We start from the raw sequence: 24,033 nt of genomic DNA on the forward strand, positions 1-24,033 counted from the left end.
TGCAGTGAAATAGGAGGTAATTAAATATGGTGGATCATAATCGTCCACAAGTGCAAGAAATTAGTTTAGGGCAAGAAATGCGTACATCTTTTTTAGATTATGCCATGAGTGTTATTGTCGCTCGTGCCTTGCCAGATGTTAGAGATGGTATGAAACCTGTGCATCGTCGAATATTATATGCATTAAATGATCAAGGTATGCATGCAGATAAGGCATACAAAAAATCGGCGCGTATTGTCGGTGATGTAATCGGTAAATACCACCCACACGGTGACTCTGCTGTTTATGAAGCCATGGTAAGAATGGCTCAGGATTTCAGTTATCGTTATATGCTTGTAGATGGTCACGGTAATTTTGGTTCAGTTGATGGTGATCCACCAGCAGCAATGCGTTATACCGAAGCAAGAATGTCTAAAATTTCAATGGAAATGTTAAGAGACATCAGTAAAGATACCATTGATTATACCGATAATTATGATGGTTCAGAAAGAGAACCAAAAGTGTTACCAGCAAAGTTTCCCAATCTTTTAGTAAATGGTGCATCTGGTATAGCAGTAGGGATGGCAACAAATATTCCACCACATCATTTAGGTGAAACGATTGACGCTATTCTAGCTATCAGTGAAAATCCTGAAATTTCTATTACAGAATTGATGGAAGAATATATATTTGGACCTGATTTTCCAACTGCTGGACAAATATTAGGTAGAAGTGGTATTCGCAGAGCTTTTGAAACTGGTAAAGGATCAGTTACGATCCGCTCTAAAACAGAAATAGAAGAACAAGCCAATGGCAAGTCACGAATACTAGTGTCTGAACTTCCTTATCAAGTCAATAAAGCAAAATTGATTGAAAAAATTGCTGATTTAGCACGAGATAAGCGTATTGAAGGAATTACAGATTTACGAGATGAATCGGATCGTAATGGTATGCGGATTGTGATTGAATTACGCAGAGATGCCAATCCAAATGTCGTTTTAAATAATTTATATAAGCAAACATCGCTGCAAACCTCTTTTGGTATTAATATGCTCGCCTTAGTCGATGGGCAACCAAAAGTATTAAATTTAAAGCAATGTTTAGAGTATTATTTAGCACATCAAAAAGAGATTATTACAAGAAGAACACAATATGAGTTAAATAAAGCCGAAGCTCGTGCCCACATATTAGAAGGTTTACGTATCGCATTAGACCATATTGATGAGATTATAACATTGATTCGTGGTTCACAAACTACTGAAATTGCCCGTGAAGGCTTAATGAATCAGTTTAAGTTATCCGAAAAACAAGCACAAGCTATTTTAGATATGCGTTTGCAACGTTTAACTGGATTAGAACGAGATAAGATTGAAGAAGAGTATAATCAAATCATGGAATTAATTGAAGAGTTAAAAGCTATTTTAGCTGATGAAGAAAAGATTTTAGAAATTATCCGTGAAGAATTATTAGAAATTAAAGAAAAGTTTAATGATGAGAGAAGAACAGAAATCATTTCAGGTGGAGTAGACCTTATTGAAGATGAGGATTTAATTCCAGAGGAAAACATTGTCGTCACCTTGACACACCGAGGTTACATCAAACGACTGCCAGCCTCTACTTATAGAGCACAACGTCGTGGAGGACGTGGTGTACAAGGAATGGGCACAAACGATGATGACTTTGTGGAACATTTAGTATCGTGTTCTACCCATGATACAGTGTTATTTTTCTCGAATAAAGGGAAGGTATATCGAGCAAAAGGTTATGAAATTCCTGAATTCAACCGTACAGCAAAAGGTATTCCAATTATTAACTTGTTAGAAGTAGAACAAGGCGAGTGGATTAATGCGGTAATTACAGTGAAGGAATACAAGGAAGACTGGTATTTATTCTTCACAACCAAACATGGAATTTCCAAACGAACTGCACTTCCTCAATTTGCAAATATTCGTAAAGGTGGACTTATTGCACTCAATTTACGGGATGAAGATGAATTAATTTCTGTAAGATTGACGGATGGAAATAAAGATATCTTAATCGGTACAAAAAATGGCTATGTCATCCGATTCGAAGAGAGTCAAATTCGCTCAATGGGAAGAACGGCTGCAGGTGTAAAAGGTATCTCCTTGCGTGCAGATGATGAAGTAGTCTCCATGGAAATTATTGAAGAAAATCAATATGTTCTAAACGTAACCGAGCATGGTTATGGAAAACGAACTATTGTTGAGGATTACCGAAGAACAAACCGTGGTGGAAAAGGTATTTTTACATGTAATATTACCGAAAAAACAGGTAGGGTTGTCGCAGTGAAAACTGTAACAGAAGATGAAGATATTATGATTATGACGATTTCAGGTGTTTTAATCAGGATGCAAGTAGAAGGTATCTCCACGACAGGAAGAAATACGCAAGGTGTCCGTCTGATTCGTTTACAGGAAGAAGAAAGAGTCGCAACTGTTGCAAAAGTCGATCCTGAGGATGAAATAGAAGAAATTATTGAGGAAGCAGAAGAAACAGAAAAATAATATAGGGGTGTGATCCGATTGCAGGTGCATCCACAACAATTAATAACTGGGTGTATAATTACTAAAGCCGTTATAGGCAAATCCAAACATCCGATCATCGAAAAAAATACAGTAGTGGAAGAAAAGCATATCAAGGCATTGGAACACTTTAACATTGATATGGTAGAAGTTTCGGCCAAATTACAATCAGGCAGTGACTATATACCAAAATCCTATGATGAGAATGACCTTAATGAAAGTAAAGTACAAAGGGAGTCACAAACTTCCTTTGATACTTTATACCTCCAAGCGGTTTCCGATTACAAATCAATGTTTAAAAAATGGCAAGGTGGAGGGTCAGTCGATATTTATTTGGTACGCAAAATTATGATGCCCTTATTTGAATATTTAAAGGATATTAGTTTAGATTTATTTTTATTACATAAATTTGCTACCAAAGAGGATTATTTTTATCATCATGGAGTAGCAGTATCCTTATTATCCGCACATCTAGCCAAAAAAATGGGCTATGAAAAAGAATGGACTCAAGTTGGTATCGCTGGGATTTTGGCTGATAGCGGGATGGCTAAGCTTAGTGAAAATTGGTTATTGAAAGAATCCAGACTTACTATTGCAGAATATGAGGAAATTAAAAAACACCCAACATTGTCTTATCGAATGGTAGAAGATATTCCATCTGTAACGAAAGAGATGAAGCTTGCTATACTTCAACACCATGAGAGAATCGATGGAAGTGGATATCCTATAGGTGTGAAAGAGGAAAAAATCCATACCTTTGCTAAAATAATTGCTGTCAGTGACACATATCATGCGATGACTTCAGAACGAGTCTATCGAAAAAAGCAATCTCCATTTAAAGTTGTCGAGGAAATGTTAAAGATGAAATATCAAAAATTTGACTATCCAGTGCTTCAAAAATTTGTGGATACGTTAATGAATTATACGATAGGAACACGCGTAAAGCTTTCAACTGGAAAAGAAGCATTTATTGTATTTATTGATCAAAACGCCCCAACAAGACCAATGGTGCGCCTAATGGACAGCACAGAAATAATCGAATTAAAAGATAAACCAGCAATATTTATCGACAGTATTATAACTGATTAACACTGAAACACGGGGACGGTTCTCGTGTTTCATTTTTTATATTTTAGCTGGCTGATTAATTTGAGGTTTGTTTGTGTGAAATTTCTTTTTTGGATCATGTAAACTCTTACATCATTGATTTAATAATATTATGAAATATAGTAATTTGAATACGCAAAAAAAAAGGTTGAAAAACAATGAAACATATCGTATTGTAATTAACAATAGTTAAGTAGATAAGCCCTAATATAAAGAGAAAATGCTTGTGATAGAGACTTAAATTCCACTTTTTTCTTCAATAATTATTCAATATAAATATTCAAGGAGGCTCACCGATGAGAACAGACAAATTTAGTAAAGAAGGATTAACGTTTGATGATGTACTTTTATTACCTGCAGAATCTAATGTATTGCCAAGAGATGTATCTGTAAAAACAAAATTATCAGAAAATATTACACTAAATATTCCATTCATTAGTGCAGGGATGGATACTGTAACTGAAGCCAAACTAGCTATTTCAATTGCCAGACAAGGTGGTATTGGCGTTATACACAAAAATATGTCTATTGAAGAACAAGCGGAACAAGTCGATCGTGTAAAACGTTCTGAAAGTGGGGTAATAACCAATCCATTTTTCCTATTGCCGGATCATCAAGTATTTGATGCTGAACATTTAATGGGAAAATTCCGTATTTCTGGTGTGCCGATTGTCAATAATGAAGAAGAGCAAAAACTAGTAGGAATCTTAACCAATCGTGATTTGCGTTTTATTGAGGATTACTCGATTAAAATATCGGATGTAATGACAAGTGAAAACTTAGTAACGGCACCAGTAGGCACCACTTTGGAAGAAGCTAGTAAGATTTTACAAGAGCATAAAATTGAAAAGCTCCCATTAGTAGATGGCAACAAAGTTCTCAAGGGCCTTATCACCATTAAAGATATTGAAAAAGTGATCGAATTCCCTCACTCTGCAAAAGATAAACAAGGACGGTTATTAGCAGGTGCTGCAGTTGGTGTTACTGCAGATTCAATGGTGCGTATTGATAAACTAGTGGAAGCAGGTGTTGATGTGCTTGTTATCGATACGGCACATGGACATTCCAAAGGCGTTATTGAACAAGTTCAACGAGTCAGAAATAAATACCCAGATATTGATATTATTGCAGGTAATGTGGCCACAGCTGAAGCTACCAAAGCATTAATAGAAGCTGGTGCTAATATTATCAAAGTCGGTATTGGACCAGGATCTATCTGTACGACAAGAGTGGTTGCAGGTGTTGGTGTTCCTCAAATTACTGCAGTTAATGACTGTGCGATGGAAGCACAAAAGCATAATATTCCTGTTATTGCCGATGGTGGCATTAAATATTCTGGTGATATTGCTAAGGCAATTGCAGCAGGTGCCCATGCAGTTATGCTTGGAAGTCTGTTTGCAGGTGTTACAGAAAGTCCTGGAGAAACAGAGATTTTCCAAGGTAGAAGATATAAAGTTTACCGCGGCATGGGATCTGTAACTTCAATGAAGTCTGGGTCTAAAGATCGCTATTTCCAAGATTCTCAAGATGCGAAGAAATTAGTACCGGAAGGAATTGAAGGTCGAGTAGCTTATAAAGGACCATTAGCGGACACTGTTCATCAATTGCTAGGTGGATTGCGATCTGGAATGGGCTATTGTGGTGCTGCAGATATAGATGGATTACGAAATGATGCAGTCTTTATCCGCATGACGGGAGCAGGACTAAGAGAAAGTCACCCACATGATGTTCAAATTACAAAAGAATCACCAAACTATTCTATATCTTAAAATCACAAAAATCCAAACGATACAAATAGATCGTTTGGATTTTTATTCATACAAGGAAGATACTATGCGATAAACTGTTTGGTAATTTTGAAATAGTTTAAACTGGTTAACATCCGCTCCGGCTGCCGACTTCCCTTTTACCACGGGCACAAGTGCAACATCTACTCAAGCAAGCTTTCGTAGTGTTTTCTATGCAGTGGTTTGTTACCTTCAGCTAACTTTTTCAAGCAAAGGTCGCTCGAAAAAGTGGATCTTCAGGTAAAAAGTTACCACAGGAGTGAAAGTGGACGGCCTGCACTATAAAAATATTCTACAATTGTTGTAACAATTAGCATTTTGAGCTGTTACTCCAATCAACGAATTTTTTACATGAGAGGAATAGCATAATGTTACCTCATACTAGCGTTGTAAAATATCAAATTAGCGTAGACGTCCGCTTCTACTCCAACGGGATGTTTTTATCCGAAGATCCACTTTGGTAAGCGACCTTTGCTTACCAAAGTTAGCTAAAGAAGTGTCCGTGGAAAGAGAAGCGGACAAGCCGCAGCGGTTTTAAGCACAAACTTCATCTCAAAATTACCACATCATTTGTTGCGCAGTATCCTTATATTACGCAACAATACAAATTGCATCTTTTTTATGTTCCGACCTTTTTCCTCCTAATTGACGCATAATAGTCATAAAGCGTTATTTTCTATTTGGTTTAGTTGTGATAAAATAATTGCATGCAAAAAAATAGGTGGAGGTAGGAGAGAGTGAAGGATTTTTTTAAAAAAGTAAGTGTTTTGATAATGATTACATTATTAATGCTTACTACATATTCAATGACTAACATTTCAGTACAGGCTGCAGAGACTATTGAAGTAGAGGCGGAATCTGCTATTATAGTGGATGCCAAAACAGGTAAGATTTTATATGAGAAACAATCTGATTTAAAATTACCTCCAGCTAGTATGACGAAAATGATGACAGAATACTTAGTATTAGAAGCAATTAATGAAGGTCAAATCAGCTGGGAAACAACTACTCAAATTAGTGATTATGCGTATTGGCTATCATCCAATACTAGTTTTTCCGGTATTGGGTTAATTCAAGATAAAAACTATACCGTTCGCCAGCTGTATGAAGGAATGGCGATTATTTCCGATAATGCTACAACGGTTGCTTTAGCAGAGTTAGTGGTAGGATCGGAAGGCGAATTTGTTAAAATGATGAATGAAAAAGCAGAAGAAATGGGACTTCAGGAATATAAATTTGTTAACTCTACAGGGTTATCTAATCCAGATTTAGGTGAATATCATCCTGAAGGAACAGAGCCAAATGCAGACAACTTACTTTCAGCAAGATCTGCCGCTTTGTTAGCATATCACCTAGTCCAAGATTATCCAGAAGCTTTGGATTTTTCAAGTACGATGCGATCTGAATTGGACAATAGAGAATTGCAGAATCTGAACTGGATGCTACCTTGGGAAGATAACAACTTTACGCAATATTATTATGAAGGTATAGACGGATTAAAAACAGGTCATACGGATGCGGCTGGTTACTGTTTTACAGGAACAGCGCAACAAGGCGATCGTCGCTTAATTACAGTGGTGATGAAAGCTGATTCAGAAGGTTCTCGCTTTGTACAAACTCAAAAATTAATGGAATATGGTTTTACGCAATTCGAAACAACAGAATTATTTCCAGCAGGCTATCAACTGGAAGAAGAGTCTATTCTACCTGTTGCAAAAGGTAAAGAAAAAGAAGTAGAAATAGCAACTGCTGAACCTTTAGAAACAATGATTAAAAGTGGAGAAGAAGAGCAATATACGATTAATTATCAAATTGATGAGGACAAGCTAGATGAAGACGGAAGCTTAATCGCACCAATTGAATCTGGTGAGAAAATTGGAGAGGCCATTCTTCAGTATTCCGGTGATGTAGATAACGGTTATGTAGAAGGAGATGGCAGCGAGCAAAGAGTTGATTTAGTTACTACAAGTGCCGTAGAGAAATCCAATTGGTTTATGTTATCCTTAGGAGCTATCGGTGACTTTTTTAGTTCTATTTTCTCAACTGTAGTAGATTTCTTTAAAGGTCTATTTGCTTAATATAAATCCTATGGAAGCAGTTGGCATTTGAGAAATATTTGTTATATAATGTATTAGGAATACAACGTATTTATATAGAGTAGAGATCATTTAGGAGGAACAAAAGAATGTCTAAAATAGGTACAGATCGAGTAAAAAGAGGTATGGCAGAAATGCAAAAAGGCGGCGTCATTATGGACGTTGTTAATGCAGAACAAGCAAAAATCGCTGAAGAAGCAGGCGCAGTAGCCGTTATGGCATTAGAACGAGTACCATCAGATATTCGTGCAGCAGGTGGAGTTGCTCGTATGGCAGACCCAACTATTGTTGAAGAAGTAATGAATGCCGTGTCTATTCCAGTAATGGCAAAAGCTCGTATTGGTCATATTGTAGAAGCGCGTGTACTAGAATCAATGGGTGTCGATTATTTAGATGAGAGTGAAGTACTAACACCTGCTGATGAAGTATACCATTTAAATAAAAGAGATTTCACGGTTCCATTTGTGTGTGGTTGTCGAAATCTAGGTGAAGCAGCTCGCCGTATTGGTGAAGGTACTTCGATGTTACGTACAAAAGGTGAGCCAGGTACAGGAAACATCGTGGAAGCAGTTCGTCATATGCGTGAAGTAAATGGACAAGTTCGCCAACTCGTAAATATGTCAGTAGATGAAGTGATGACATATGCTAAAGAATTAGGTGCACCATATGAAGTTTTATTAGATATTAAAGAAAATGGTCGCTTGCCTGTTGTTAACTTTGCTGCAGGTGGTATTGCAACACCAGCAGATGCTGCATTAATGATGCAACTAGGTGCTGATGGTGTATTTGTCGGATCTGGTATCTTTAAATCAGATAATCCTGCCAACTTCGCAAGAGCGATTGTAGAAGCAACAACACATTATGAAGACTACGAATTAATTGCAAAAGTATCAAAAGGAATTGGTACAGCGATGAAAGGTTTAGAAATCGGCACAATTGCTCCCGAAGAACGTATGCAAGATCGTGGTTGGTAAGTAGTGAGGAGTAAAAGGTAATGGTTAAAATAGGAGTATTAGGCTTACAAGGGGCTATTCCAGAGCATGTTCGTTCTGTGGAAGCAACAGGCGCACAAGCTATGGTTATCAAACATAAAGAACAATTAGACGAAATAGATGGATTGATCATCCCTGGCGGCGAAAGTACAACGATGAGACGCTTAATCGATAAATATGACTTTTTTGATGCTTTAGTAGATTTCGGCAAAAATGGCAAGCCTATTTTTGGAACATGTGCAGGATTAATTTTACTTGCTAATCAAATTGTTGGACAAGAAACGAATCATCTTGCTTTAATGGATATCAAAGTTGAACGAAATGCGTTTGGACGACAAAAAGAATCGTTTGAAACAGAACTTGAGATAAAAGGTGTAGCTGACGATTTTGAAGCAGTCTTTATCCGTGCCCCATATATTGCAGAGGTAGGTCCAGAAGTGGAAGTGTTAGCTACTTATAATGATAACATTGTAGCAGCACGACAAGGTCATTACTTATGTAGTGCCTTCCATCCAGAATTAACAGATGATCATCGTCTAACTGAATATTTTGTCAAGATGGTGAAAAACTAATAAGATATTAATAACAATATAATGTAAAGCGATGAAAGGAAACAGTAACTTATTCTTTTTATTCAAGAGAGCCGGTGGCTGGTGTGAATCGGTATAAAAAATAAGTGAATCCATCCTTGAGTAGTATACGGAAAAATCAAGTACGTATATTCGGTGACAAACCGTTATCCAAAACGAAGCCGGGAGAAGTCTATTCTCCAATCAGGGTGGTATCGCGGGAAAACTCTCGTCCCTACTAATAATATTAGTAAGGATGGGGGTTTTTTATATTCAGTAATGATTTTGAAGCAGTAAGTAGACACAAACTGCGAAGTAATGAAAACTTTGTCATGTAAAGAATAATGATGAGTGGATTACCAGCGCTACGGAAAAACACTCCCTTTCCGGGGGCACGGCCTCAGCTAACTTTGAAAAGAAAGACACTTTTCAAAGTGGATCTTCAGCTCGTGCTGTTCCCCCAGGAGTGTCACATTTTTCCTCCGCTTTGTAAAGATCTCTGTTCAGGTAAGATGAAATAAGCATTCATATCAATATTCTAGCAATTACTTTATTTGTAGAACATTACTAAAGCGAAGTAAATGGACGGAGCTTTTTCATTCCACTCATCAAAATTTCAAAGTGAGCAGTACAGGTACTTCGCAGTTTAGTTTCATTACGATGTTAATATACTAAAGGAGGTTTTTTATATGTTAGATATGAAAATGTTACGTAAGAATTTTGCTGAGGTGAAAGAGAAGTTGGCGCATAGAGGGGAGAACTTAAGTGATTTAGATCGCTTTGGTGACTTAGATGCGAAAAGAAGGGAATTAATCGCAGAAACTGAGCAACTAAAAGCGAAACGAAATGAAGTATCCCAAAAAATTTCACAGCTAAAAAAGGAAAAGAAAGATGCCGATGGTATGATCACAGAAATGCGTGAAGTTGGGGATCGCATAAAAACCATTGATCAGGAACTTAAACAGGTAGAAGACGAATTAGAAGTACTTATGTTATCAATCCCAAATATTCCACATGAATCAACACCAATTGGTGAAACAGAGGATGATAATGTAGAAGTACGAAAATGGGGAGAAGTTCCAAACGTTAACTTTGAAGAAAAAGCGCATTGGGATTTAGCAACAGAATTAGACATCTTAGATTTTGAAAGAGCAGCAAAAGTAACCGGAAGCCGTTTTGTTTTCTACAAAGGATTAGGTGCTAGATTAGAACGTGCGCTCATGAATTTTATGATGGACTTACATGCCGATGAACATGGCTATCAAGAGATGCTGCCACCGTATATGGTGAATCGCACAAGCATGACAGGAACAGGACAATTACCTAAATTTGAAGAAGATGCTTTTAAACTAGAGGACTGGGACTATTTCTTGGTACCAACAGCAGAGGTGCCTGTAACCAACTATTATCGTGAAGAAATTCTAAAAGCAGAAGTGTTGCCTCAAAAGTTCACTGCATTTAGTGGGAGTTTCCGTTCAGAAGCAGGTTCTGCAGGAAGAGATACACGAGGATTAATTCGTCAGCATCAATTTAATAAAGTAGAGCTTGTTCAATTTGTGAAACCAGAGGATTCTTATGATGTATTAGAAGAGTTAACAGGTCATGCGGAGAAAGTGTTACAATTATTAAACTTACCTTATCGCGTGATGAGTATGTGTACAGGTGATTTAGGATTTACAGCTGCCAAGAAATACGATATTGAAGTATGGATGCCAAGTAATGAGACCTACCGTGAGATTTCTTCTTGTTCTAATTTTGAAGATTTTCAAGCAAGACGTGCAGGTATTCGCTTCCGTCGTGAGGAAAAAGGAAAACCAGAATTTGTCCATACCTTAAATGGTTCAGGTTTAGCGATTGGTAGAACTGTTTCTGCGATTCTTGAAAATTACCAACAAGTAGATGGTACCATTAAAATACCAGAAGTATTAGTTCCTTACATGGGTGGGAAAACAGTAATCAAATAGAGTGAGACTCAACGATCATTAGCACTCTGATAAATATTTTCGCGATTATCAAAAAAAATTCAGATAATCGCGAGAATTCCATTGACTCTTTTTAATGTGTATGCTATATTATTACTTGTCGTTAGCAATCAAGGAGGAATACCCAAGTCTGGCTGAAGGGATCGGTCTTGAAAACCGACAGGGGTGTCAAAGCCCGCGGGGGTTCGAATCCCTCTTCCTCCTCCATTTATCTGAACACAAAATTGGAGATTATATATAACAAAAATCGTTATCACTGGATAACGATTTTTTTATTATCTATAATGTACTCATAACCACTATACATAAATAAAGGATGATTTATAATGGAAAAAAGCGTAGCATTTCTTGGTGCTGGATCGATGGCTGAAGCAATCATTGCTGGCATGACATCTAATAAAATTGTACCAGCTCAGCAAATAGTGGCAACGAATCACTCCAACAAGAGCAGACTATCAGAATTAGCAAAGATGTACCAGATTAGAACATCACAAGACAGAAAAGAAGTGATTGAGCAAAGTGATGTCCTTATTTTAGCGATGAAACCGAAGGATATTAAAGTAGCTACAACAGAGTTAAAACCATTACTAACCGAGGATAAAATTATTGTTTCGCTGTTAGCAGGTATCTCGACTTCATTTATTGAACAACAATTAGAAACAAAAAATCCGGTGATACGTGTTATGCCGAATACCTCTGCAATGATCGGAGAATCTGCAACAACGATTGCTGCTGGATTGCATGCAAGCAAGGAACAAGTCCACATGATCGAAGAGTTAATGACAGCTATCGGTACGACAACGGTAATTAATGAAGAGGATATGGACGCTTTTACTGCTTTAGCGGGTAGTGGCCCAGCTTTCTATTATTTTATGGTAGAAGCGATCGAGCAATTTGCAGATGAAAAAGGACTTGATCAGGAAATTGCCAAACCATTAATGGTACAAACGATTAAAGGTGTCGCAAAAATGCTGGACGTTTCAGAAGATTCTCCACAAACGTTGCGTGAAAAAATCACCAGTCCTGGTGGCACAACAGAAGCAGGTGTGCAAACCTTGGCGGATCATCACTTCCAGCAAACAATTAAAGCATGTTTAAATCAAGCAACAGAGAGATCGAAAGAACTACGTGAATTATTTGAAAAATAACACCAAAGTCTTGCTTTTTCTTTTCGTTTCTTTCATAATATCTTTTGTAGCGTTATTAAGGCCCTATAGCTCAGGGGATAGAGCGTTAGTTTCCTAAACTATGCGTCGCAGGTTCGAATCCTGCTAGGGCCGTTTTAAATTGAATAAGTTCTTGAATTATTTGCTGGAAGCATTACTTAAACAGTTTCCTAAGCAATCTCCCAGTGATCTTCCCCCCTACACGTCTTCCCGTTCGATGTTTTACTCTACCTTTTCGAACGGCATTTACATCATTATAAACTCTAAGTAGCCTGTATATTTTAGACTTGAGACTCATAAGTGACTACCTCCTTTTTAATAGGTCCACCCAATTGTGATTATCTCCATATATAAAAGCATACAAAAATAAATAAGACAAAAGGAATTACGGAAAATATAGCTATACTACCTGTTTTATTTCCTTCTTTTAACGTTTCTAAACCATGTACGATATTTCGATAGATTACAAATAACATGATAATTATTATAAGAATAAGCGGCATCTTAATCCCTCACATCACCTAAGTTTGAATCATTAATCATTTTTCCGAATTCCAACTTGTCCATCTCATACGTAACGTTGATTTTAGCATTTGGATAAATATTTTTATGCCAGTCTGCATCTTCGTATTCTTTTATGTCTTTGAAATGTTTTCTAACATATAAAGACCAGTAAAAAGCATCAGATTTATAAATTTCCTGTGTTTTCTTAATTAATGCATTCGTTTTTTCCTCCAACCTTTGTACAATTGCTTCCTCCAATGCTTGTTGATCTTCTTGATTCTGTGAGTACTTTATTAAACTCGGAATAGCAATAACTTCTACTTGAAAGGAAATGTTCACGTCAATCTCAGTTGGTTTATTCTTGTAATAATTCATCTTAATAATAGGTTCCTTTTTTTGAGAATAATCATAGGAAATACGATATTCAGGCATTTTAGGGTCTGGAATAGTTGCCACATAATCCTCCATATCTAACGTTCGATCCAACATTTGGGCTAATCTTGTTTCTTCTCCATTAATAATATCAATCATCTGTCCTTCTTTAAATACAGCAGAACCCATAAATTGTGTAGGTGACCCACCTATTTGCGGAATCTCACCTGCAATATATTTATCCTCAAATCCCTCTGTATTCTTTTTTTGGTCGGATTGTTCTGTTGTTGCATAAATAGCTAAAAATAAATCAGCGTCCCCCTCCGTAATTTGAAAGAAACGGTGTATGGTGGCTTCTGGGATAATTCCTGTTTGTACCGCTCTATTCAGCATGAATTGATAATATTTATGTGGTCGTTTTTCCATGATCGGTTTGTTATTGTTGATAAAATCAGTTGCCTTTTCTTTTGAAACCAACATTTGTACACTACGTCTTATTTGTGGTGTTCTAGAGGCAGATTGAATCACTCGCATGAAATCTTCTGATTGAGCTAATTCTTCTGAGATGACAATGATTTTCGTGTGATCCAAGGTAATTTTTTTAGATACAAAAGAATTAGCCGTATAGGTTGCACTTAAGATGTCAGCGCCATTGACTGTAACAATTTCTGTCGGAGGTTCATCGGGTCCACTTTGCACAGAAGCAGACCCTACTTCAGGATTTGCAATTTGATAAGTAAATGAATAAACCCCTTTTTGCTCTGTACTGTCAATACCAATTGCTATGACATAGGATTGCTGTTCTAATTCAATACGGTCAAAACATCCTGATAAAAGCAAAGTAAATATAAAAAAAACGATTATTCTTCTCATTTTAAATCTCCCTTTCCCCAGGCAATCCCCCATAACAAATATGGAAGAACAATAAAAAAGGGTGACATAATCGTTAGCAATGTTTCACGAAGGATTAATTCATTGATTACCGCATTAAAGGGTAATAGACCGAGCATTATGACCAGAAAACTAAAAGGTAGCAAGAGTGGTTCAAAATTACGAATCGCAAATAGCTCGCCGAATATCCATGTGGCAAGATAAATAAAAATGATAAATTTTAAGAAAGCAGCGAACAACCAAAATACCATAAAAAGTGTTTCAATATTGGTGAAAAAGCGGCCAAAATTTAAAAATTGTGTTAAATCATGAAAAGGAAATGCGATTTTTCCAATAGAATTATAATCAAAGACGGTGATGTAGACAAAGTAAAATAAAGTAATTTCAAAAATAGTAATGATACTAGCAATGATGATGCCTTTAGAGAACATCGAGGACGACTTTGTTACTTTATAGGCGATTAATAAGAAGAACAATTCGGCAAAAAGAGATGCTTTCTTTACGCCTTCCGTTACGATATTGAAAAGTCCTGATCCAAAAATAGGGAATACTCGTTGCATAACGATCTCTCCTAATGAAAGTAGGATGACCAATGAAGCAGAAATTTTTATAACGGTTAAGAAAATCCATGACGTTTCTCCAATTACCTCTATGCCTTTCTTAGCCCCAAAAAATACGATGCCGATGAATATGAAAAATATAACTATTGTAGGAGATTTAGGGAAATACAGCAGTTTTATTTGTTCGATATAATTACGGCTATCCAACGTGATAGTGAAAAAGGCGAATAAAAAAATGAATAACCCTAATATTTTACCTATCCATTTCCCGGTAATGGCTTCCATTAATTCTACGAGATTTTTATCGCGGTATTTTTTTAGTAGATAAAGCATAATTAAAAAACCTGGAAACATACAAATAAAAGATAACAGTGGAATCAGCCAGAAACCATTTTGTGCTTCTTGTGCTAATAAAGACGGCGTAGAGTCAGATAATTTAATGCCAACTAAAAGAAGCGTCATTGCTGCTATTTCTTTTATTCGTAAATATCCATTGTTTTGCATGATGCTTCACCCCATACCTTAGGATTTAGACTTCTTTTGAATATCTTTTGGATATAAATAACCTGGACGAAAAAGCTCTTTTTTTACAGGTTTGCGAAACACCGTATCTTCTGGAGAAAGAAAATGTGGTGACATCGGTGAGAAGAAAGGAACACCGAACGATTTAACAGAAGCAGCATACATAAAAAACAATAAAAATACCCCTGTTAAGGCAAGCATTCCATATGCTCCCGCTGCTAGAATAAATACAAAGCGCATTAAGCGAACCATAAAGTTTATATTCAGATCTGCTAAAGCAAAAGAAGATAAACCAGATAAAGCGGCAACTATAACAATAATAGGGCTGATAATATTTGCTTCCACTGCAGCTTGGCCTAAAATCAATGCACCAACAATACCAATCGTAGGCCCCAAAGGATTTGGTATTCTGAGACCTGCCTCCCTAATTAACTCAAAGGCTATTTCCATAATTAACACTTCAAATATTAGTGGAAATGGAACACGTTCTCGTGATGCTGTGATTGCTAGCAATAAGTCAGGGGGAATCATTTCACTATGAAAATTCGATATAGCTACATAGGAAGCAGAAATCAGTAACGTTAAATAGAAACAAAGCAAACGAATCGCGCGAGTGAAATTCCCGTATAAAAACCGTAAATAACGGTCCTCTGGTGAATGAAAAAAAGACCAAAAAGTAACCGGAACAATCAGACAAGCTGAGGAACTGTCCATTAATAGCACAATAAAACCGTCTTCTAAATAAGCGGTAGCTTTATCAGGCCTCTCTGTATATAGAACGGTCGGAATAACGGAATATGGTCGTTCTTCGATGTATTGCTCCAAAATTTCTACATTACGGATACTATCAACCGAAATATCCTTAAGTTTCTCTCTAACTTGCTCCAAAATGTCATTATTGACCAAATCTTTAATATAAACCATGTTTACTTCATTGATGGAACGTTCACCAATTTGAATTCCTTCGTTTATTAATTGGTTATTATGAAGTTGTTTTCGAATTAAAGATAGGTTGGTATTTAATGATTCTGTAAAGGCATCTTGTGGGCCTTTAACAGTAGGTTCATTTTCTGATTTAAAAATAGAGCGGTGTTGAAAATCAGCAACGTCCATCGCATAGGCTGAAGCATCTTCTTCGATAAAAAGAATAACTTTTCCACTATTCATGTTTTGTATTACTTTACTAAACTCTTTTGTTTCTTTAATATTTTCAATGGAAACAACATTCGCAACAGTACTGCCTTCATTTTCTAGTAATGGCTTAATCACATGCATATTAATTTTCGAGCCATCCACTATTGAACTGTAATAAAAAAGACAGCCTTCTTTATTATTGAACTGTATCTTGATTGACCTCATCGAAAAATCTTTGTTGTGTTTATAAGAAAAGAGATACTTCATTTCTTGAATATTGCTTTCAAGAGAATTGGAAACTTTCTTTTGTTCGATAGAAGAAGGAGATTCGGACGATTTTTTAAAAAAGCGAACCATACAAGCACCTCATTCATAGTTTCTAGTTGTTAATATATACAGGATTCGTATAATTATGTACTTCCAAAGTTTTGCTAACAATCAGCAGGACTATAAGCCTTAGTTGAACAAAACCGCACATTAAATGACTTGCTTTCTTTTCTGAATTCGTTACAATATTAATGTAAGGGATTACAAAATAAGTTAATAAAATTGAAAGCGCCAACAATTATTTAAGAGGTGATAAAATGGATATGACAAAAGTGCCGGCGAGATCCGAAAAGCCTAATGTAAAGGATCTTGATACATTACGAAAAGGTTTTGATTGGGAAGAAATAAAGAAAAACTTTAGTTGGTATCAAACAGGAAAGGTAAATGCTGCATACGAAGCAATTGACAGACATGCAGAAGATCCTGCTAAAAAAGACCAAGTGGCATTATTGTATTCAGCTCCAGATCGAGAAGAGAGCGTCACTTTTGAACAGTTAAGTAAACAGAGTAATAAAACTGCAAATATATTTAAAAAATATGGTATAGAAAAAGGGGATCGTGTCTTTTTATTTATGCCGAGGAGCCCAGAGTTTTATGCAAATTTCTTTGGCATTCTTAAAGTCGGTGCAATTGCTGGACCGTTATTCGAGGCATTTATGGAGCAAGCAGTTCGCGATCGTTTAGAGGATAGTGAAGCGACAATGCTGATTACAACACCAGAATTGTTAGAACGTGTGCCTGTCGATGATTTGCCAAATCTAAAACAAATTGTATTAGTAGGTGCTGATGATGTTAAGGGTGACGGGTATATTGATTTTAATAAAGAAATGGAACAGGCATCCGATCAATTTGAGATAGAGTGGGTAGATTTAGAAGATGGTATGCTGATTCATTATACGTCAGGTTCTACTGGTAAACCAAAGGGTGTTTATCATGTACACAATGCCATGATTCAACATTATGCCACAGGTAAGTGGGTCATTGACTTTAAAGACGATGATGTCTATTGGTGTACGGCTGACCCAGGATGGGTAACAGGTACAAGTTACGGGATATTTGCACCATGGTTAAATGGGGTAACAAATGTAATTAGAGGTGGTCGTTTTTCACCTGAGTCATGGTATGAAACGTTAGATAAACATAATGTAACGATTTGGTATACAGCGCCGACAGCTCTCCGTAAATTTGTAAGTGCTGGTGAAGAAATAGTCAAACAGTATGATCTATCGAGTCTACGTCATGTAATGAGTGTTGGGGAACCACTGAATCCAGAAGTGATTACATGGGGTTTAAGAGTGTTAGACTTGCGCATTCATGATACGTGGTGGATGACGGAAACCGGTGCGATGTTAATTGTTAATTTACCAAGCATGGAAATTCGTCCTGGTTCGATGGGCAGACCAATACCAGGGGTAGACGCTGCTATTGTAGATAATGAAGGAAATGAATTGCCTCCAAATCAAATGGGGAATTTAGCGATAAAAAAAGGTTGGCCATCAATGATGCGCACGATATGGAAAAATCCAGGTAAATTCGAGAGCTACTTTATCAATGGCTGGTATGTATCTGGTGATAGTGCCTATATGGATGAAGATGGTTATTTCTGGTTCCAAGGTCGCTTGGATGATGTCATTAACACTTCTGGAGAACGTGTTGGACCATTTGAAGTGGAGAGCAAATTGATTGAGCATAAAGCAGTGGCAGAAGCTGGTGTCATAGGTAAGCCAGATCCAGAACGTGGGGAAATTATTAAGGCATTTATTACTTTAAATCCTGGCTATGAAAGCTCTGATGAGTTATTAGAAGATATTCGTCAGTTTGTCAAAACAGGTTTAAGTGCACATGCTGCCCCTCGAGAAATTGAAATAAAGGACAGTATTCCAAAAACGCGTAGTGGTAAAATTATGCGTAGACTACTAAAATCTTGGGAATTAGGACTACCAACAGGTGATACATCTACATTAGAGGAGTAATAAAAAGAGGCTAGCACATGTAAACGTGCTAGCCTCTTGTCATTATCTTCGGTTACTAGAAGTTCGCAATTTATCTAAACTGCGAAGTAAAATCCCTGCTCACTTTGAAATTATGATGAGGGGCATGCAAAAGCTCCGTCCATTTACTTCGCTTTCTGCGGGCGTCACCTCAGCCTCCTCAGAAAAGCAAAGGGCGCTTTTCCTGCGGGGTCTTCGGAAGACGCTGATCCCGCAAGAGTCTACGTAAATGGACTACGCTTTAGTAATGTTCAATAAATAAAGTAAGTGCTAGACTATTGATGTCATTTCATATTTCATCGTACTTGAACAGACATCTGCACAAAGCGGAGGAAAAATGCGACACTCCTGGGGGAAAAGCGCGAGCTGAAGATCCACTTTGGAAAGTGGTTTTCTTTCCAAAGTTAGCTGAAGCCGTGCCCCCGGAAAGGGAGTGTTTTTCCGTAGCGTTGGATTTACACTCATCTAAATTCTTTATAATAATCGTAACAAGTTCGTAGTTTGTGTCTAATGTGTTCATTTTAGATTAGTTTAGGTCGCCTTGTGGGCCGAAGAATTCGTAATGAATGTCCTCGTCTTTTACATTCCATTCTTTTAATGCCTTGTTTATTGCCTTCATAAATGGTTCAGGGCCACAGAAGTAGAAAGATGCTTCGTTTGATGGTAATACCGATTGTAACCAAGGCAAGTCTACAAAACCGACTTTGTCACAGGCACCTTGATCATCACAATTCTCATAAACAATGAAGGAACGCACATTGTCATGTTGATCTGCTACCTGTTTTACAGCATCCTTTAATCCATGAACCTCCTTATTTTGCGCAGCATGGATATAATAAACTTCGCGATTAGGTTGTTGTTCCACCACTGTTTCTAACATACTTGTTAAAGGAGTCAAACCAACCCCACCACTTAATAAAACTAAAGGTTTCTTTTCATCATTTAAAACAAAATCTCCCGCTGGTGCACTAAGGGCAATACGATCCCCTTCTTCTACTGATTCATGTAGGTAGGTCGAAACAACTCCATCAGGATGGTTAGCTACCCCTTCTTCCTTTTTTACACTAATACGGAAATATTCACTATTTGGCTTACAGGATAAACTATATTGGCGTTGACAAGTGTAAGGAATGGAAGGAATATCCACTTTTACTGTTACGTATTGTCCAGCTTGATACGTCGGAATTGGTTTATTGTCGGTCGGCTTTAAGTAGAAAGAGGTAATCACGTCACTTTCTTTTACTTTTTGAATCACGTTAAAATTACGATAACCAATCCACCCACCTAAAGCATTTTCAGTTTGTTGATACATCTCTTTTTCAACGTCAATAAAAACATCTGCAATTATTCCATATGCTTTTGCCCAAGCCGAAATAATTTCATCTGTAGCTGCCTCTTTTAATACATCTTGCATCGCTTTTAATAAATTTTCACCAACAATAGGGTAATGCTCTGGCTTAATATTAAGGCTTCTGTGTTTATGGGCAATTTGCTTCACGACAGGTAAGATATTTTCTAATTGATCAATATTAGCGGCTGCTGCATATACAGCATTTGCTAATGCCTCTGGTTGCTTTCCTTTCTTTTGATTGGACTGATTAAAAATATTTTTTAATTCTGGATGGTTCGTAAATAGTAATTGATAAAATCTTGAGGTAATAGCCGTACCATGCTCTGCTAATACGGGAACCGTTGCTTTAACTGTCTCAATTGTTTTAACATCAAGTTGCGTTGTGGTTGTCATAATAACACTCCTATTAAACATGTATTTTTAATACATGTTTAATTGTACAAAAGATTTAGAAGTCATTTCAATAGCATATCAACGGAATATATGACAATATTGTTAAAAGCTTTCTAGCGATTGTAATGGATTTTCTGTAGAATGTATGAAGGAAGGAGAATGACCATGCGGCTAAAAAAATATACGGATTTTGCATTGCGCGTGCTAATATATACGGGTACGACGGAACGAAAAGTGAGTATTAAAGAAATTTCTGATACTTTTTATATATCAACCGAACACATTAGAAAAGTGGTCCATCAATTAAGTGTGAATGGGTACATCCAAACGACACGAGGCAGAAATGGTGGAATCATTTTGGCAAAAGAACCAAATGACATCAATATTGGTGCAGTTATTCGTCTAATGGAAAATGATTTTTATTTGGTAGAATGTTTTGATGGGGAACATAATAAATGTGTGATTACCCCTGCTTGTAAGTTGCGAACTGTAGTAGGTGAGGCGATGAAGGCATTCTTTCAGGTGTTGAATCAATATACACTAGCAGATTTAATCGAAAATAAAGATGATTTAAGAGAATTGATGCAAATAACAGAGGAGAATACCTAAACGAGCTTCCCCTCTGTTTAAAATCAAATGTCCATTTTAAGTAGCTTCACTTTTTCTTATTGTGAATTGGTCCTCTAATAGTAACCAGTTTTGCGGGAATGATAATCCGAGTTTCCAGTAGCTGATCCCTCTTAAATTCTTTTCTCTTATTAGATCAAATTTAGCTTGTATCGATCTAGCATCTTCAAACCATACTTCATGTTGCGCGCCATCTTCATCTTCATAGAAGAAATAGGGAGCTTGCGCCTCTTCATCAAAAAGAATGGCTTGATTATTTTCCCGCGCTATTTGAATCGCCTGTTGTGGACTTATAGCTTTGGCAAATTCACCACCAGGCTCATACGGTAATGTCCAATCATATCCATATAAATTTTGTCCTAATAAAATTTTCTGTGCGGGCATTTCCGTTAAGGCGTAATTGACAACATCCCGGACTGGTCCGATTGGTGATACAGCCATTGGAGGGCCACCGCTATATCCCCATTCATATGTCATCAAAACAACAAAATCAACGATCTCACCATGTGCCTTGTAATCATGTGCTTCATACCATTCTCCTTGTTGGTCAGCGCTTGTTTTGGGTGCAAGGGCAGTAGATACTAATAATCCTTCTTGATGTAGACGATCGGTAGCTTTGACTAAGAAGGCACGATAATCCTCTCGATTTTCTGGTGGTAAAAATTCAAAATCAAAATGGATATCTCCAAAGCCTATTTCTTGAGCGGTTTGGATAATTTGGTTTAGTAAATTATTTTGAGCCTCTTCATTTGTGAGGAGCGCTTGACCTAAATCGGCACTGAAGGAGCCTTCTTCAAGATTTGTGATAACAAGCATTAAGGTGGCATTATTTTCATTGGCGATGGTGGCAAATTGATTTAAAGGTGGGGCAATCAAGTTTCCTTGTCGATCAAATTGGTACGAGAAAGGAGCAAGGTACGTTAGTTTATTTGCGTGCTTTCTGGCAGCATTTTCTAATGTTTCAGAGACTTGACCACCAGTCGGTTCAATGTAGGCATTTGTGACAATTTCCGTTTTGGCTGACTCGGGAATGTATAGCCTCATTCCAATCGAAAGTGGCTGATAGATATTAATTTGATTAACATTGGCAAGTTCTGCTGCCGAAATACCGAATTTCTGTCCGATCGTATATAAGCTATCTCCAGCTGTGACGGTATAAAACTGTCCGTATATTGGAATAACGAGTGCTTGCCCTACAACTAAAGGAAGTTGTGGATCTAATTCATTTGCATTTGCAATAGCTTCAAAGGACGTCCCATATTGATTGGCGATCGAATATAAACTGTCCCCTTGTTTGACGATATAAATTTGCACGAATGGTTCCCCTTTCCTCTCAAAAAGATTATCTCTATTTACCATATGATAGCCAGCAAAAATTAGAACGAATAGATCGTACTCATAGGCTATAAAAGGGCTGAGAAGAGAGGAAAAAGCAAGCTAAATCGCTTTTGTGTCAGCATTAAATACTTCCGCCATTAATTTTAATGCCTCATGGTTATGTCTATCTGTATTGGAAGCTACACAATTTTCGGGTACATGAAGGCTATAGCCTCGCATATGAGCGTCATTAGCAGTGAAAAGAACGCAGATATTTCCTGCTACTCCAGCTAATATGAGATGTTGAATTTCTAGTTGTTCTAATAACGATCGCAAGGGAGTACGAAAGAAACCAGACATTTGTGGTTTCATAATAAAATAATCTTCTTTTCCTGGTATACCATGTTCAATGATGTCTTCATTTTTAGGAGATAAACATGTTTGAGCAATTTGTTTGTAGTCTGTATCCCATGTATCGTAATGATCGTTAATATAAATAATCGGACAATTATTTTTTTTAGCATATTTTTTGAGCTTGGATAAGTTCGGTAATATTTCTTTCGTATTATCTAAAAGTAGGTCCCCTTCATGAAAATTAAAGTCATTAATTATATCAATCATTAAAAGAGCCGTTTTTTTCATATTCTTCACCTCATTTTTGTCTCTGTTGACAAGATACCCTATAATTTCTCAAATCATGCATCAATTACTTGAACTAAATGGATTTTTTGTTCACTATATAATTAAACGTTTTTAAAAAAGTGTGGGATAAACATGACAGACCAAGAATATATGCAAATCGCAATCGATGAAGCAAAAAAAGCGGAAGTATTAGGTGAGGTACCGATTGGCGCGGTTATTGTCTATCAAGATGAAGTGATTGCTACTGCTTTTAATTTAAGAGAGAAGCTGCAAACAACTACTTCACATGCTGAGATGTTAGCCATTGATAAGGCGAATGAAGTAATAGGTAGTTGGCGTTTGGAGGATTGTAGCTTATACGTAACCCTCGAACCATGCCCAATGTGTGCTGGAGCAATTTTGCAATCTAGAATCTCTCGAGTTGTTTATGGGGCAAAAGATGAAAAGGCTGGTTGTGCAGGTACTTTATTCAATTTGTTGGAAGATGAGCGTTTTAATCATCAAGTGCAGGTAACTTCAGGGGTGTTAGAAGAGGAGTCCAGTCAATTGTTAACTTCGTTTTTTAAACAATTACGATTGAAGAAAAAACGGGAAAAAATGGATAGCAATAAAGTGGATTAACAATTGCATTTTTATATAAAAAAGGTTATACTAATAAATGCGCTTTAATTGCGCAACTGAATATATTAGTAAACTTGCCGTGCTAGGTGGGGAGGTAGCGGTGCCCTGTACTCGCAATCCGCTATAGCGAGACTGAATACCTTGCTGAGGTGCCGCTACGTTAAGGTCTGCCTTAAGGGAGTAGTGTTGACGCTCGGGTCCCGCGCAACAGAAACTCGTGAACCATGTCAGGTCCGGAAGGAAGCAGCATTAAGCGAAATTTTCTGTGTGCCGCGGGGAAGCCTGGGTCGAGCTATCAACTTAAGTAACGCTTAATGTAGCGTCATCGAAGCTTGGTGCACGGCGTTACATATAACTATTAAACCTCTTGTATTGGATTACAAGAGGTTTTTTTATAAATAAAGAAAAGCACAATAAAGGAACGGAGTAGATGAACATAAGGAGGACAATACGACATAACTCTTGTGGTCATTTTGAGATGATCTATGTGGTAAGTATTCGCTTCGGCTTGCCCACTTCGCTTTCCAGGGGGCGTGTCTTCAGCTACCTTTTGTAAAGAA

The 24,033-nt window shown here is 37.1% G+C and carries 17 protein-coding genes, 2 tRNA genes, 1 other RNA gene and 1 other annotated feature; of the genes, 14 read left to right on the forward strand and 6 right to left on the reverse strand.

Annotation, left to right across the window (positions count from 1 at the left end; translation table 11 throughout):
• Positions 1 to 26 precede the first annotated feature (26 nt).
• From gyrA to BN3107_RS19135, 10 genes are all read left to right on the forward strand, one after another.
• Complete coding sequence (gyrA, locus tag BN3107_RS19090; RefSeq protein ID WP_058309204.1) at positions 27 to 2,504, forward strand: DNA gyrase subunit A; 2,478 nt, start codon at positions 27 to 29, stop codon at positions 2,502 to 2,504.
• 24 nt (positions 2,505 to 2,528) lie between these two features.
• Complete coding sequence (locus BN3107_RS19095) at positions 2,529 to 3,611, forward strand: HD-GYP domain-containing protein (RefSeq protein WP_231735457.1); 1,083 nt, start codon at positions 2,529 to 2,531, stop codon at positions 3,609 to 3,611.
• Between the two features lie 314 nt (positions 3,612 to 3,925).
• Positions 3,926 to 5,398 (forward strand): IMP dehydrogenase, encoded by a 1,473-nt coding sequence (gene guaB, locus BN3107_RS19100; RefSeq protein ID WP_058309206.1) that lies wholly within the window; start codon positions 3,926 to 3,928, stop codon positions 5,396 to 5,398.
• 755 nt (positions 5,399 to 6,153) lie between these two features.
• Positions 6,154 to 7,494 carry a D-alanyl-D-alanine carboxypeptidase family protein gene (locus BN3107_RS19105; protein WP_058309207.1) on the forward strand — a complete coding sequence of 447 codons (1,341 nt, stop codon included), beginning with the start codon at positions 6,154 to 6,156 and terminating at the stop codon, positions 7,492 to 7,494.
• Positions 7,495 to 7,601: 107 nt separating this feature from the next.
• Positions 7,602 to 8,486 carry a pyridoxal 5'-phosphate synthase lyase subunit PdxS gene (gene pdxS, locus BN3107_RS19110; protein WP_058309208.1) on the forward strand — a complete coding sequence of 295 codons (885 nt, stop codon included), beginning with the start codon at positions 7,602 to 7,604 and terminating at the stop codon, positions 8,484 to 8,486.
• Positions 8,487 to 8,506: 20 nt separating this feature from the next.
• Positions 8,507 to 9,076, forward strand: coding sequence for a pyridoxal 5'-phosphate synthase glutaminase subunit PdxT (gene pdxT / locus BN3107_RS19115; protein ID WP_058309209.1), 570 nt, complete (start codon positions 8,507 to 8,509; stop codon positions 9,074 to 9,076).
• Between the two features lie 22 nt (positions 9,077 to 9,098).
• Positions 9,099 to 9,313: a binding site (T-box leader), on the forward strand.
• A 449-nt stretch (positions 9,314 to 9,762) separates the two neighbouring features.
• Positions 9,763 to 11,037: a serine--tRNA ligase gene (gene serS, locus BN3107_RS19120; protein ID WP_058309210.1), complete on the forward strand. Its 1,275-nt coding sequence runs from the start codon at positions 9,763 to 9,765 to the stop codon at positions 11,035 to 11,037.
• Positions 11,038 to 11,169: 132 nt separating this feature from the next.
• Positions 11,170 to 11,262 (forward strand) — tRNA-Ser (locus BN3107_RS19125).
• Positions 11,263 to 11,381: 119 nt separating this feature from the next.
• A complete protein-coding gene (proC, locus tag BN3107_RS19130; RefSeq protein WP_058309211.1) occupies positions 11,382 to 12,203 on the forward strand; it encodes a pyrroline-5-carboxylate reductase in 822 nt (273 codons plus the stop codon).
• A gap of 59 nt (positions 12,204 to 12,262) precedes the next feature.
• A tRNA-Arg gene (locus tag BN3107_RS19135) sits at positions 12,263 to 12,335 on the forward strand.
• Positions 12,336 to 12,725: 390 nt separating this feature from the next.
• Here the strand turns inward: BN3107_RS19135 and BN3107_RS19140 are convergent.
• From BN3107_RS19140 to BN3107_RS19150, 3 genes are read right to left on the reverse strand one after another with little or no spacing between them, the layout of a single operon-like run.
• Entirely contained in the window at positions 12,726 to 13,970 is a 1,245-nt protein-coding gene (locus BN3107_RS19140) for a Ger(x)C family spore germination protein (protein WP_058309212.1), read from the reverse strand.
• A complete protein-coding gene (locus tag BN3107_RS19145; RefSeq protein ID WP_058309213.1) occupies positions 13,967 to 15,052 on the reverse strand; it encodes a GerAB/ArcD/ProY family transporter in 1,086 nt (361 codons plus the stop codon). Before BN3107_RS19145 ends, BN3107_RS19140 begins: the two co-directional genes overlap by 4 nt.
• Positions 15,053 to 15,070: 18 nt before the next feature.
• A complete protein-coding gene (locus BN3107_RS19150; RefSeq protein ID WP_058309214.1) occupies positions 15,071 to 16,561 on the reverse strand; it encodes a spore germination protein in 1,491 nt (496 codons plus the stop codon).
• Positions 16,562 to 16,788: 227 nt separating this feature from the next.
• On the opposite strand from BN3107_RS19150, the gene acsA reads away from it, so the two are divergent.
• Positions 16,789 to 18,504, forward strand: a complete 1,716-nt coding sequence (acsA, locus tag BN3107_RS19155; protein WP_058309215.1) for an acetate--CoA ligase — start codon at positions 16,789 to 16,791, stop codon at positions 18,502 to 18,504.
• 544 nt (positions 18,505 to 19,048) lie between these two features.
• Here acsA and hmpA read toward each other — a convergent pair.
• The gene (gene hmpA, locus BN3107_RS19160) at positions 19,049 to 20,266 is read right to left on the reverse strand and encodes an NO-inducible flavohemoprotein (protein ID WP_058309216.1); all 1,218 of its coding nucleotides are present in this window, start codon (positions 20,264 to 20,266) and stop codon (positions 19,049 to 19,051) included.
• A 165-nt stretch (positions 20,267 to 20,431) separates the two neighbouring features.
• On the opposite strand from hmpA, the gene BN3107_RS19165 reads away from it, so the two are divergent.
• A complete protein-coding gene (locus BN3107_RS19165) occupies positions 20,432 to 20,875 on the forward strand; it encodes an RrF2 family transcriptional regulator (RefSeq protein WP_058309217.1) in 444 nt (147 codons plus the stop codon).
• 36 nt (positions 20,876 to 20,911) lie between these two features.
• On the opposite strand, the gene BN3107_RS19170 is transcribed toward BN3107_RS19165, so the two are convergent.
• The gene (locus tag BN3107_RS19170) at positions 20,912 to 22,207 is read right to left on the reverse strand and encodes a glycoside hydrolase family 18 protein (RefSeq protein ID WP_058309218.1); all 1,296 of its coding nucleotides are present in this window, start codon (positions 22,205 to 22,207) and stop codon (positions 20,912 to 20,914) included.
• A gap of 123 nt (positions 22,208 to 22,330) precedes the next feature.
• Positions 22,331 to 22,852 carry an isochorismatase family cysteine hydrolase gene (locus BN3107_RS19175; protein WP_058309219.1) on the reverse strand — a complete coding sequence of 174 codons (522 nt, stop codon included), beginning with the start codon at positions 22,850 to 22,852 and terminating at the stop codon, positions 22,331 to 22,333.
• Between the two features lie 132 nt (positions 22,853 to 22,984).
• Here BN3107_RS19175 and tadA point away from each other — a divergent pair, with 132 nt between their 5' ends.
• Positions 22,985 to 23,473 (forward strand): tRNA adenosine(34) deaminase TadA, encoded by a 489-nt coding sequence (gene tadA / locus BN3107_RS19180; RefSeq protein ID WP_058309220.1) that lies wholly within the window; start codon positions 22,985 to 22,987, stop codon positions 23,471 to 23,473.
• A 77-nt stretch (positions 23,474 to 23,550) separates the two neighbouring features.
• Positions 23,551 to 23,816: signal recognition particle sRNA large type (gene ffs, locus BN3107_RS19545), an RNA gene on the forward strand.
• Positions 23,817 to 24,033: the final 217 nt, after the last annotated feature.

It is taken from the genome of Gracilibacillus massiliensis, assembly GCF_001458115.1.
Taxonomy (GTDB): Bacteria; Bacillota; Bacilli; order Bacillales; family Amphibacillaceae; genus Gracilibacillus; species Gracilibacillus massiliensis.